The sequence below is a fragment of the Pseudomonas sp. WS 5059 genome, assembly GCF_012985525.1.
GTDB lineage: Bacteria > Pseudomonadota > Gammaproteobacteria > Pseudomonadales > Pseudomonadaceae > Aquipseudomonas.
In genome coordinates this window covers 302,477-315,237 of sequence record NZ_JAAQWO010000002.1, presented here as the reverse complement: position 1 = coordinate 315,237, position 12,761 = coordinate 302,477, and the positions used below count along the sequence as shown (strand labels likewise).

The window sequence follows — 12,761 nt, the reverse complement described above, 5'->3', positions numbered from 1 at the left end:
TAGGAGCCGGCTTGCCGGCGATAGCATCACCAACGATTCAAAGCGCCCGCGCAATGATCTCCTTCATGATTTCATTGGTCCCCGCATAAATACGCTGCACCCGCGCATCCGCCCAGGCCCGGGCAATCGGGTATTCCCACATGTAACCGTAGCCGCCGTGTAACTGCACGCACTCGTCGAGCACCTTGCATTGCAAGTCAGTAGTCCAGTATTTGGCCATCGCCGCCGTCGGCACATCCAGCTTGCCTTGCAGATGCTGTTCCAGGCACTTGTCGACGAATACCCGGCCGATCTGCACCTCGGTGGCGATCTCCGCCAGCTTGAAGCGGGTGTTCTGGAAGTCAGCAATCGCCTTGCCAAACGCCTTGCGCTCGCGGGTGTAGTCCAGGGTCCATTGCAACGCCGCTTCGGCCGAGGCCAGGGCGCCAATCGCCACGGTCAGGCGCTCCTGGGGCAGTTCCTGCATCAGGTAGGCAAAACCCATCCCCGCCTGGCCCAACAGGTTCTCCTTGGGCACCCGCACGTCCTGGAAGAACAGCTCGGAGGTGTCCTGGGCCTTCATCCCCACCTTCTCCAGACGCTTGCCCTTGTCAAAGCCCGGCGTATCGGCCTCCACCAGAAACAGGCTGGTGCCCTTGGCGCCGGCCTTGGGGTCGGTCTTGGCGACCACGATCACCAGGTCCGCCAGGAAACCATTGGTAATAAAAGTTTTGGAGCCGTTGATCACATACTCATCGCCATCCAGCACGGCGGTGGTCTTGACCCCTTGCAGGTCCGACCCGGCGCCCGGCTCAGTCATGGCAATGGCCGTGACCATCTCCCCGGAAACGAGCTTGGGCAGGTACTTGTGCTTCAGCGCCTCACTGCCGTAATGCAGGATGTACGGCGCAACAATGTCCGAATGCAGGGAGAAGCCAATCCCGGTCAGGCCCAGGCGGCCGATCTCTTCGATCACCACGGTGCTGTAGAGAAAGTCCGCGCCCAGGCCTCCGTATTCTTCCGGCAGGTGGGAGCAGAGCATCCCCGCCTCCCCCGCCTTGCTCCACAGGGCGCGGTCAATATGGCCCTGCTTCTCCCATTGCGCATGGAACGGCACCGCGTCTTTTTCGAGGAAGGTGCGCACGCTCTGGCGGAAGAGTTCGTGCTCGGAGCTGAACAAGGTTCTGGGAATCATGAGTCACCTGCGTCGATTGTCAGACAAAAACAAGATCACAGAGCCTAAGCTGCACGGACGTCACGGGACACTGGACACATGCGACAAAAAATAAGACGATCCAGCCGTTAGTTGACCACTTTCCCCTATAAGAATAATCGAAATTATGTCTAGCCTCGTCTCCACGCCCTTGCGGCGCGTCAGCATTTTGGCCATTGATCGGGTGTTTGCTTCTACCCTCATGCAAGCCAAGGATTTCTTCCACCTCGCCAGCCTGCGTTACGGCAAACAACAGGGCCTGGGCCTCACGCCGGCCTTTGAAACCCGCCTGGTAAGCCCCGACGGGCAATCGGTATGCAGCTTCAGCGATGTGATCATGCCGGTGGACGGTGGCCTGGAAAACGCCGACATCATTGTGCTGCCGGCGTTCTGGGACGACTTCGACGCCCTGAGCAGACGTTACCCGCAGATCCTGCCGTGGCTGCGCGAGCAGCATGCCCGGGGGGCGGTGCTATGCGGTGAGGCCACCGGGGTGTTCTGGCTCGCCGAAGCCGGCCTGCTCGATGGCAAGGAGGCGACCACCTACTGGCGCTTCTTCAACGCCTTCAGCGAACGCTTCCCCAAGGTCCAGCTCAATCAGGACAAGCATCTGACCGACGCCGACAACCTGTACTGCGCCGGCGGCACCACGTCGGCCTGCGATCTGTATATCTATCTGATCGAGCGTTTTTGCGGCGCCAACATCGCCCAGGCCGTGGCCCGCGACATTCTCTACGAAGTGCAGCGCAACTACGCGCCGGGGCGCATCGGTTTTGGCGGGCAGAAGCTGCACCAGGACGTAATCATCCTGCAGATCCAGCATTGGCTCGAGGAGCACTTCGCCGACAAATTCCGCTTTGAGGACGTGGCCCGCGAACACGGCATGAGCATCCGCAACTTTATGCGAAGGTTCCAGACGGCTACCGGCGACAAGCCGTTGCATTACCTGCAACGGCTGCGGATCGAGACGGCCAAGGGCTTGCTGTCGGGCAGCCGCAAGAGCATCAAGACCATCAGCTATGAGGTGGGGTATGACGATGCGAGCTTCTTTGCGCGGCTGTTCAGGCAGCACACGGAGTTGTCGCCGAACCAGTATCGCCAACAATTCCAGCAGGCTGCCTAACTAAAGCCGGGCACAATCAAATGTGGGAGCGGGCTTGCTCGCGAATGCGGTGTGTCAGTTAACGAATAAGCCGACTGATACACCGCATTCGCGAGCAAGCCCGCTCCCACATTTTGGTTCGGTGTTTGCCTAAGGCTTGTGCGCCCGCGCCAGGAATTCGTGGGACTGCATCTCCAGCAAGCGGCTCAAGGTCCGTTGGAACTCGAAGTTCAAGCGCCCACCGGTGTAGAGGTCCTTGAGTTCGACTTCAGCCGAAATGATCAGCTTAACGTTCCGGTCATAGAATTCATCGACCATGTTGATAAAGCGCCGGGCGATGTCGTCGGTGGTGACGCTCATTTGCTCGACGCCACTCAAGATCACGGCGTGAAAGATCTTGCCCAGTTCGATGTAGTCGTTCTGGCTGCGCGGGCCGTCGCACAGTTCGCGGAAGTCGAACCAGGCCACGTCATCGCAAGTACGCAGGGCAATGATCTGGCGATTTTCGATCATCAACTTATCGTTTTCCACCGCCTGGGTGCATTCCGGGGTCAGCGCGCGGAAGCTCTTGCGCAGGCTTTCGTGGGCCGCGTCGTCCAGGGGGAAGTGGAACAGCTCGGCTTGCTCAAGGTGACGCAGGCGGTAGTCGACGCCGCTGTCGACGTTGACGATATCGGTGTGCTGCTTGATCAGGGCGATGGCCGGCAGGAAGCGCGCGCGCTGCAGGCCGTCCTTGTACAGGCCGTCCGGCACGATGTTCGAGGTGGCGACCAGGGTCACGCCGTTCTTGAACAACTCCTCCATCAGGGTGCCGAGAATCATCGCGTCGGTGATATCGGACACGAAGAACTCATCGAAACAGATCACCCGCGCCTCTTGGGAAAAGCGCTTGGCAATGATGGTCAGCGGGTTCTTCTCGCCGTGCAGGGTCTTCATCTCTTCGTGCACGCGCTTCATGAAGCGGTGGAAGTGAGTGCGTGACTTTTCCTTGAACGGCAGCGCCTCGAAGAAGGTGTCGACCAGGTAAGTCTTGCCGCGACCCACGCCGCCCCAGAAGTACAAGCCCTTGACCGGCGTCTGGTCTTTCTTGCCAAACAGCTTGCTGAGCATCCCCGGCTTGCTCTGGGAAGAGGCGACCAGGTCTTCGTACAGGCGCTGCAAGTGGCGCACCGCCGTTTCCTGGGCAGCATCATGGAAGAAGTCGGGGCGCTTCAGATCAGCTTGATATCGTTCTAGGGGCGTCATAATTTCGTTAGCAAGGCAACAAAAACGGGCCGTCACTGTAACGACGGCCCCGGATAATGGCAATCAACCCTTGGTCGGGTCAGTCCTCGATTGGGGTCAACGCCACGCGCACAGCTTCGATGGCGGCATCCCGCGCAGCGCTATCGGCAAAGGCCGGGCTGTCGGCGATACACGCGCCGTCGAGCCACACCGTAAAGCCCAGGGCCTCGCTGCGCACATCCAGCGCCTGGCCGGATTGCAACTGCTTGGTGACAGCGCCCGCCGCCTTGCCATCTGCGAAGTTGCGCGACAACAACAGTTGTTCGCCGTCAGCCGCCAGCAGGCGGAAACGGAAGCTGCCGTCGTCTTCACGAAAGCTGACAAAACGCGCGGCCTTGACGGCCTTCTTCTTGGTGCTGGCAGCCTCGGGGGCCTGGTTGACGAACGAGCGCAGGCCTACCGCCTCACGCAGTTCTTGCAGGAATGGACCGGCAACGGCGCGGGCCTTCGTGGCGCCGATCAGCAGCAGGTCTTCCATGTCCGAAGGACGCGCCATCAATTGATGGTAACGCTCGCGGGCTTCGCCCAACTGGCCGTCCAGCAGTTGGAACAGGCGGTTCTTCGCCTCCCCCCAGCCCAGGCCATCGAGCAGTTCGCTGCGCAGTTGCAGCTCCTGTTCATGCGTGGCGAACGCCTGGTACAGAGTGAACAGGTGCGAGTTGTCCGGATCCTTGGCTTCACCCGGCGCGCGGGAGTCGGTGACGATCCGCGAGATCGCGTCCTTCATATCCTTGGCGCTGGTGAACAACGGGATGGTGTTGTCATAGCTTTTCGACATCTTGCGCCCATCCAGGCCCGGCAAGGTGGCGACGCTTTCTTCGATCAACGCCTCGGGCATGGTGAAAAACTCCCTGCCCTTGCCAAACAGGTGGTTGAAACGCTGGCCGATATCACGGGCCATTTCCACGTGCTGGATCTGGTCGCGGCCGACCGGCACCTTGTGCGCGTTGAACATCAGGATGTCCGCCGCCATCAGTACCGGATAGCTGTACAGGCCCATGCTGATCCCGGCGTCCGGGTCTTCGCCGTTTTCCAGGTTCTTGTCCACCGAGGCCTTGTAGGCGTGAGCGCGGTTGAGCAGGCCCTTGGCCGCGACGCAGGTGAGCAGCCAGGTCAGCTCGGGAATTTGCGGGATGTCGGACTGGCGGTAGAACGTCACCCGGTTCACATCCAGGCCACCAGCCAGCCAGGTCGCGGCGATTTCCATGCGCGAGCGCTGGATGCGCTGCGGGTCATCGCACTTGATCAGGGCGTGGTAGTCGGCCAGGAAGTAGAACGAATCGGCATTGGCATCCTGGCTGGCGAGGATCGCCGGGCGGATGGCACCGGCGTAGTTGCCCAGGTGCGGGGTGCCGGTGGTGGTGATGCCGGTGAGGATACGGGTACGAGTCGTCATGGGTAATCGCTTATCAGACTGCTATCAATTCGAAAGGCGCGGCAGCACCAGATCCTTGAGATCGGTGAGCTTGCCATGAAAAAAGTGCCCGCATTCTGCCACTTTCAGCAGCTCATGGGGGCGTTTGAGGGCCGCGGACCAGTCGTAGACCAGTTGCGGGTCGACCACTTCGTCGGTTTGCGGCTGGATCACGGTCAGCGGGCAGCCCTGTGGAAGCTGGTCCTCATCACGCAAACGCATGACGGCCGGAGCGACCATGAACAGGTGCGCGAGTTTTTCGCCCTTGGCTTCCAGGCGCCCGCCCAGGCTTGCGGCCACAAATCCACCGAACGAGAAACCCAGCAAGGTGATGGGCAGGTCCGGGTGTTTTTCACGCAGCCAACTGACGGCAGCTTCGGCATCGTCCACTTCACCGGTGGCCATGTCATGGGTACCAGCACTGGCACCCACGCCACGGTAATTGAAACGCAAAGTAATCAAACCGGCGTCGCGGGCGGTGCGTTGCAGGGTCGATACGACTTTATTGAGCATGGTCCCACCCTGCACCGGGTTGGGGTGGCAGATCAGCGCCAGGCCACGCGGCTCGGGGTGATCCAGGTACAAGGCTTCCAATTGGCCTAGCGGGCCATCGATCAAAACGGGGGTTTCACGCATGAGCAAGGAATGAACTCCGTGACCTCTCAAGGGGTCGACTCGTCTAGCTAAAAGTCTGTGCATGGCATCATTGCGAGCTTAATCGCGGTATACAGCGCAGGTCCGAGCCGTTAACGTAAAGCAAAGCCGTTTATAGAGGAAGGACTCGTGGAACACTCGCTCTTAGTTTGGTTGTTGCCGACTCTTGCCCTGGTTGCCGGTGTCGCCATTGGATTCCTGGTTGCTCGCCTGCTGCCGAATGCCGCGCCTAACCGCACGCAGCGTCAGCTGGATGACATTCAGGAACGTTTTGACAGTTATCAGAACGAGGTTGTTACCCACTTCAACAGCACCGCGACCCTGGTCAAGAAGCTCACCCAGAGCTACCAGGAAGTACAGGATCACCTCGCCGATGGCGCCAACCGCCTGGCCCTCGACGACATCACCCGTCAGCGCCTGCTGGCCGCGCTGCATTCCGATGCCACGCAAGCCCCACGGGAACGCCTGACCCCGCCGCGGGAAAACCAGGAACCGCCGCGGGACTACGCGCCAAAAACGCCGAACGCCCCCGGCATGCTGGATGAGCATTACGGCTTGAAAAAGTAAGGCGTTTTCAAACCACACAAAAAGCCCGGCTGATCGATGATCAGCCGGGCTTTTTGTTGGAACTGGATCGGCAGAACAATGGAGATCCCATGTGGGAGCGGGCTTGCTCGCGAAGGCGCAGTGTCAGTTATTAAAGACTTGACTGACATTCCGCCTTCGCGAGCAAGCCCGCTCCCACACAAGCCCACTCACCGTAGTTCAGCGCCGTACCGGACGCTTCTGCAACTTGCGCTGCAAGGTCCGGCGATGCATGCCCAGGGCGCGGGCAGTGGCCGAAATGTTGCCTTCATGCTCGGTCAGCACGCGCTGGATGTGCTCCCACTGCAGGCGGTCCACCGACATCGGGTTCTCCGGCACCAGGGTGTCGAGGTCGGCATGCTCGGAGAGCAAGGCGGCCAGCACATCATCGGCGTCCGCCGGCTTGCACAGGTAGTTGCAGGCGCCGCGCTTGATCGCCTCGACCGCAGTGGCAATGCTCGAGTACCCGGTGAGGATCAGCACGCGCATTTCCGGGTCCAGCTCCAGCAACTTGGGCAACAGCACCAGGCCCGAGTCCCCGTCCATTTTCAGGTCCAGTGCCGCGTAGTCCGGCAGGTCGGCCTGGGCGATGGTCAGGCCTTCTTCGGCGGAACCTGCGGTGCTGACGCGAAACCCGCGACGGCTCATGGCTCGCGCCATCACGCGGGTAAAGGTGGCATCGTCATCTACCAGCAACAGGTGCGGCAGTTCTTCGCCTTCGACTTGGATCTCGTCACTCATCGATGTCTCCTCGTGCAGCACGGGGCAGGCGCAGCTCGGTGAGCGTGCCGCCTTCCTCATGGGGGTAAAGTTTCACCGAGCCGCCAGCACGGGTCACGCTGGCCTTGCTCAAGAACAGGCCCAGGCCGAAGCCTTTGCCCTTGGTGGTAAAGAATGGCTTGCCGATCTGCTCGGCAATGGCCAACGGCACACCGGCACCGTGGTCGCGAATGCTGATGGTGAGGTTTTCCCAATCCCAGTCCAGCTGCACTTCCAGCCCTTCCGGGCAGGCGTCGGCTGCATTGTTCAACAGGTTCAACAACGCCTGGGTCAAATCCGGTGGTGGCGCCATGCGCGGCACTGCGCCCTGCCCCAGCAGGTGGAAACGGTAACTGGCTTCGGGACGCATCAAGTGCCAGCGGTTCAGGGCTTCGTCCAGCCACTGGGTGACGTCTTGCATATCCACCGCCAGGCGCCGGTTGGCTTCAGCGGCGCGCACCAGTTGCTGCAGGGTTTGCTTGCACTGCTTGACCTGTTCCTGCAGCACGCTGAGGTCGTCCTGCAAGGCCGGGTCGTGATGGTCCTGACGCATTTCCTTGATCAGCACGCTCATGGTTGCCAGCGGCGTGCCCAGTTCATGGGCCGCGCCAGCGGCCTGGGTCGCCACTGCCAGCAGTTGCTGGTCGCGCAGGCCTTCTTCACGGCGGATAGCGCGCAGTTCTTCCTGGCGCCGCAGTTCTTCGGCCATGCGCGCGGCAAAAAACGTGATCACCGCCGCCGACAGCGCGAAGCTCAGCCACATGCCGTAGATCTGCAGGTTTTCCCGGGCGATCGGGAAGGTTTCCAGGGGATAGAACTGCGCCAGCAACAAGGTGTACAGCGCCAGGGCAATCCCCGACAGGATCACCGAATAGCGCCACGGCAAGGTCACGGCGGCGATGGTCAGCGGTACCAGGTAATAGGAAACGAAGGGGTTGGTGGAACCACCGGAGAAATACAGCAACACACTGTGGATAAACAGGTCGCAGGCCAGTTGCAGGGCGTACTCAAGCTCGGTCACTGGCCAGGTGGTGCGCAGCCGAATGGCCGTGAACACACACAGCACCGTGGAAAAGGCCAGGGTCACCCACAGTTGCAGCCAAGGCAGCGGCAGCAGTTCAAACCAATAGGCGAGCCCGACGGAACCGGCCTGTGCGGCCAGCACCAGGGTGCGGATAAACGTCAGGCGCCAGAGGTTCTGGCGAGTGGCGGAAGTCAGTTTTACGGGGGCGAGCATGAGCTCTCCTGATGAGCGCTCCAGGCGGATCGCAGCAAGTATAAACGAAGCGACAGTACAGGCAGCGCGCGTGTGGCCCTTTGACGCAGGTCATGGTTTATATGAAGGGTCAAGGCGAATTTTACCGTTCGTCGGCATCGTACCCAGATGTAGAGAATTTGTAACCCGCCGAACCCCAATCGCCCGTCTACAGTCTTACCGAACACGATCACCCTCGAGGAGCTTCCATGTCACGTTTCACTCGCAGTGCCGCCCTTATTGCCCTCAGCGTTGGCAGCGTTGCCAGCCTGCCTGCGCTGGCCGCCGATCAACTGCACTACAACCAGATTTCCCTGCGGGCCGAAGTCAGCCAGGAAGTGGCCCGTGACAAGATGATCGTCACTCTCTACACCGAGTCGCAAAACACCGACCCGGCCAAGCTCGCCGCCGAAGTCACGACCATCATGAACAAGGCGTTGGGCGAGGCTCGCGAAGTAAAAGGCGTGACCCTGCGCCAGGGCAGCCGCAACAGCTATCCGATCTACGACAACAAGAACCAGAAGATCACCGGCTGGCGCGAGCGCGCCGAACTGCGCCTGGAAAGCGCGGACTTTCCGGCGCTGTCCAAGCTCACCGGCGAGCTGCTCAACACCCTGAAAATGGACAATATGGACTTCGCCATTGCCGACCCAACCCGCAAGGCCAGCGAAGATGCCCTGCTCAAGGATGCGGTCGCCGCGTTCAAGGCCCGTGCCCAACTGGCCACCGATGCACTCGGCGGCAAGGGCTACAAGATCGTTAACCTGAACTTCAACACCAACGGCTACCCAATGCCGTACGCGCGAAATGGCGGCATGATGATGAAGGCGGCGGCAATGGATTCGGCGCCGACACCTGAAGTCGAAGCCGGCACCAGCCAGGTCAGCATGAGCGCCGATGGCGTGATTGAAGTACAGATGCCATAAGCCTTACCTGATGACCCACAACGGCGGTAACCTCGGTGACCGCCGTTTTTTTTGGCCGTTGTTTACCTGCCATCTCAGGGGTCACCATGGATAGAACTGTCTTTAAGCCGCTCCTTCTCGCTGCCAGCCTGCTGGCGTGCATGCCCACGGCCCAAGCGGCAAGCACCCTGGTCTACTGCTCCGAAGCCAGCCCCGCCGGGTTCGATCCGAGCCAGTACACCAGCGGCACCGATTTTGATGCCTCGGCCGAAACCGTGTTCAACCGCCTGACCCAGTTCAAGCGCGGCGGGACCGAAGTCGAGCCGGGCCTGGCGACCCGTTGGGAGGTGTCCAAGGACGGCCTGGCCTACACCTTTCACCTGCGCGACGGGGTCAAGTTCCACAGCACCGAGTACTTCACCCCGACCCGCGACTTCAATGCCGACGATGTGCTGTTCACTTTCCAGCGCCTGCTGGACGCCAACCATCCATTCCGCCAGGCCTACCCGTCCGAGTCGCCGTACTTCACCGATATGGGCCTGAACACCACGATCAAAAGCGTGGAAAAGCTCGACGAGCACAGCGTGCGCTTCAACCTCAATAACGTCGATGCCGCTTTCGTACAGAACCTGGCCATGAGCTTTGCGTCCGTGCAATCGGCCGAGTACGCGGCGCAGTTGCTTAAAGACGGCAAGGCCGCCGATATCAACCAGAAACCGATCGGCAGCGGGCCGTTTGTGTTCAAGCGCTACCAGAAGGACTCGCAGATTCGCTACGTCGCCAATAAAGACTATTGGAAGCCTGAGGATGTGAAACTCGACAGCCTGGTATTTGCGATCACCCCGGACGCCGCGTCGCGCCTGCAAAAGCTCAAGGCCGGCGAATGCCAGGTCAGCGGCTATCCGCGCCCCTCCGATATCGAGGTGATGAAGCAGGATCCAAACCTGCGTGTGCTGCAGCAGGCGGGCTTCAACCTGGGCTTTCTGGCCTACAACGTGACCCATCCGCCGCTGGACCAGCTCAAGGTGCGCCAGGCCCTGGACATGGCCATCGATAAGCCGGCGATTATCCAGGCGGTGTACCAAAGTGCCGGGCAATTGGCGCAGAACGCACTGCCGCCGGCCCAGTGGTCTTATGACCCCAGCATCAAGGACGCACCGCACGACCCTGCCAAGGCCCGGGCGCTACTAAAAGAAGCAGGGGTTGCACCAGGTACCACCATCAATCTGTGGGCGATGACTGTGCAGCGCGCCTCCAATCCCAACGCGCGAATGTCGGCGCAGATGATCCAGCAGGATTGGGCCAAAGTCGGGATCACTGCCAATATCGTCAGCTATGAGTGGGGCGAATACATCAAGCGCGCAAAAAACGGCGAGCACGATGTGATGATCTACGGCTGGACCGGCGACAACGGCGACCCGGATAACTGGCTGGGCGTGCTCTACAGTTGTGCCGCGGTCAAGGGCAGCAACTATGCAAAATGGTGTAACCCGCAGTACGACCAACTGGTGCAGAAGGCCAAGCTCAGCAGTGACCGTGACGAACGCATCAAGTGGTATCAACAGGCGCAAAAAATACTTAAGGATCAAGTACCTATAACGCCTATTGCGAACTCGACGGTTTTCCAGCCGCTGCGCAAGGAAGTCCAGGACTTCAAGATCAGCCCGTTTGGCCTGACACCGTTCTACGGCGTAAGTCTGAATAAGTAACAACCATGCCCCAACCGGGTGCGCCAGACACCTCGGTTGGGCTTATTCGGTGCACTCCACGCACCGAAAAAAGCCCTCGAAAATACAGTTTCGTGTCGAAAATTACATGAATGCGACATTCCTGTACGTTCGTACCACTCTTTGGCAGTTGTAGCCTCTCAACGTCTTGCAATGGGTATGGGGCCTGCATAAGTATCCGCAGGCCGACTCACGAGGTCGCCCTCAATTCCAAAAATGACAACAAATCATGAGGCCAACATGCTTAAACACGCAGTCATTCCGTTTTTAGTCAGCGCCGGTTTAATGGCCGCTGCACCTTTCGCCCAGGCGGCGACTAATCTGGTGTTCTGCTCCGAAGGGAGCCCGGCGGGTTTCGACCCAGGCCAGTACACCACCGGAACAGACTTCGATGCTTCGGCCGAAACCATGTTCAACCGGCTCAGCCAGTTCGAACGCGGCGGCACCGCCGTGATTCCTGGCCTGGCCACCAGTTGGGACGTTTCCGAAGACGGCCTGACCTACACCTTCCACCTGCGCGAAGGGGTCAAGTTCCACACCACGCCGTACTTCAAGCCAACTCGTGAATTCAACGCCGACGACGTCCTCTTCACCTTCAACCGGATGATCAATAAAGACGATCCATTCCGTAAGGCCTACCCCACCGAGTTCCCGTACTTCACGGACATGGGGATGGACACCAACATCAAGAACATCGAGAAAATCGACGACCACACCGTCAAGTTCACCCTTGGCACCGTGGACGCCGCGTTTATCCAAAACCTGGCCATGAGCTTCGCCTCGCTACAGTCGGCTGAGTACGCCGCCCAACTGTTGAAGGAAGGCAAGCCCCAGGACATCAACCAGAAGCCGGTCGGCACTGGTCCGTTCGTGTTCAAGAGCTACCAGAAAGACTCCAACATCCGCTACACCGGCAACAAGGACTACTGGAAGCCTGAAGACGTGAAGATCGATAACCTGATCTTCGCCATCACCACCGACCCATCGGTGCGTATCCAGAAGCTCAAGAAGAACGAATGCCAGGTGACCTTGTTCCCACGTCCGGCCGACCTCAAGGCACTGGGCGAGGACAAGACTTTGAAACTGCCGCACCAGGCCGGTTTCAACCTGGGCTATATCGCCTACAACGTCATGCCTGTGCTCAAGGGCCAGACTGCCGCCAACCCATTGGCCGACCTGCGCGTGCGCCAGGCCCTGGACATGTCGGTCAACAAGCAGCAGATCATCGACTCGGTATACCAGGGCGCAGGCCAACTGGCGGTCAACGCCATGCCGCCGACCCAGTGGTCCTATGACGAGACCATCAAGGACGTCCCGCACGACGTGGCCAAGGCCAAGGAACTGCTCAAGCAAGCCGGCGTCAAGGAAGGCACCGAGATCACCTTGTGGGCCATGCCCGTCCAGCGTCCGTACAACCCCAACGCCAAGCTGATGGCCGAGATGCTGCAAAACGACTGGAAGCAGATCGGCTTGAAGGTCAACATCGTCAGCTACGAGTGGGGTGAGTACATCAAGCGCTCCAAGGGCGGCGAGAACCAGGCCATGATCATCGGCTGGAGCGGTGATAACGGTGACCCGGACAACTGGCTGAACGTGCTGTTCGGCTGCGACTCCCTGTCCGGCAACAACTTCTCCAAATGGTGTGACAAGAAATTCGACGGCATCGTAAAAGAAGCCAAGGCCACCTCGGACGTCGCCAAGCGCACCGAACTGTATAAACAGGCGCAACACGTCCTCAAAGATGCAGTCCCCATGACACCTATCGCGCACTCGACGGTGTATCAACCCATGCGTTCCAACGTGCAGGACTTCAAGATCAGCCCATTTGGCTTGAATTCCTTCTACGGGGTGAGCGTCAGCAAGTAGTGATCTTTGACGGCGACG

At 60.0% G+C, this 12,761-nt stretch carries 11 protein-coding genes; 5 read left to right on the top strand and 6 right to left on the bottom strand.

From position 1 onward, the window contains the following. Window positions 1-37 precede the first annotated feature (37 nt). Window positions 38-1,174 (bottom strand): acyl-CoA dehydrogenase family protein, encoded by a 1,137-nt coding sequence (locus HBO12_RS06200; protein ID WP_170041731.1) that lies wholly within the window; start codon window positions 1,172-1,174, stop codon window positions 38-40. A 220-nt stretch (window positions 1,175-1,394) separates the two neighbouring features. Between HBO12_RS06200 and HBO12_RS06195 the strand changes: the two genes are divergently transcribed. Further along, a complete protein-coding gene (locus HBO12_RS06195) occupies window positions 1,395-2,315 on the top strand; it encodes a GlxA family transcriptional regulator (protein WP_169951391.1) in 921 nt (306 codons plus the stop codon). A gap of 129 nt (window positions 2,316-2,444) precedes the next feature. Here HBO12_RS06195 and zapE read toward each other — a convergent pair whose 3' ends face one another. The 3 genes from zapE to HBO12_RS06180 form a co-directional block, all read right to left on the bottom strand. Beyond that, a complete protein-coding gene (gene zapE, locus HBO12_RS06190; RefSeq protein ID WP_115129004.1) occupies window positions 2,445-3,539 on the bottom strand; it encodes a cell division protein ZapE in 1,095 nt (364 codons plus the stop codon). 79 nt (window positions 3,540-3,618) lie between these two features. Further along, window positions 3,619-4,974: a tryptophan--tRNA ligase gene (locus HBO12_RS06185; RefSeq protein ID WP_170041730.1), complete on the bottom strand. Its 1,356-nt coding sequence runs from the start codon at window positions 4,972-4,974 to the stop codon at window positions 3,619-3,621. Window positions 4,975-4,998: 24 nt separating this feature from the next. Continuing rightward, the gene (locus HBO12_RS06180; protein WP_169950952.1) at window positions 4,999-5,628 is read right to left on the bottom strand and encodes an alpha/beta hydrolase; all 630 of its coding nucleotides are present in this window, start codon (window positions 5,626-5,628) and stop codon (window positions 4,999-5,001) included. Window positions 5,629-5,775: 147 nt separating this feature from the next. On the opposite strand from HBO12_RS06180, the gene HBO12_RS06175 reads away from it, so the two are divergent. Further along, complete coding sequence (locus tag HBO12_RS06175) at window positions 5,776-6,213, top strand: Z-ring associated ZapG family protein (RefSeq protein ID WP_029291922.1); 438 nt, start codon at window positions 5,776-5,778, stop codon at window positions 6,211-6,213. Between the two features lie 198 nt (window positions 6,214-6,411). Here the strand turns inward: HBO12_RS06175 and HBO12_RS06170 are convergent, their stop codons facing one another. Beyond that, window positions 6,412-6,972: a response regulator transcription factor gene (locus tag HBO12_RS06170; RefSeq protein ID WP_029291924.1), complete on the bottom strand. Its 561-nt coding sequence runs from the start codon at window positions 6,970-6,972 to the stop codon at window positions 6,412-6,414. Further along, window positions 6,965-8,227 (bottom strand): ATP-binding protein, encoded by a 1,263-nt coding sequence (locus HBO12_RS06165; protein WP_169950955.1) that lies wholly within the window; start codon window positions 8,225-8,227, stop codon window positions 6,965-6,967. Before HBO12_RS06165 ends, HBO12_RS06170 begins: the two co-directional genes overlap by 8 nt. Before the next feature lie 227 nt (window positions 8,228-8,454). Here HBO12_RS06165 and HBO12_RS06160 point away from each other — a divergent pair, with 227 nt between their 5' ends. The 3 genes from HBO12_RS06160 (at window position 8,455) to HBO12_RS06150 (ending at window position 12,743) form a co-directional block, all read left to right on the top strand. Beyond that, a complete protein-coding gene (locus HBO12_RS06160) occupies window positions 8,455-9,171 on the top strand; it encodes an SIMPL domain-containing protein (RefSeq protein ID WP_099167563.1) in 717 nt (238 codons plus the stop codon). An 86-nt stretch (window positions 9,172-9,257) separates the two neighbouring features. Continuing rightward, on the top strand, window positions 9,258-10,859 hold the full coding sequence (locus tag HBO12_RS06155) for an ABC transporter substrate-binding protein (protein WP_170041729.1): 1,602 nt from the start codon (window positions 9,258-9,260) through the stop codon (window positions 10,857-10,859). Window positions 10,860-11,117: 258 nt separating this feature from the next. Then, on the top strand, window positions 11,118-12,743 hold the full coding sequence (locus HBO12_RS06150) for an ABC transporter substrate-binding protein (protein WP_169950957.1): 1,626 nt from the start codon (window positions 11,118-11,120) through the stop codon (window positions 12,741-12,743). Window positions 12,744-12,761: the final 18 nt, after the last annotated feature.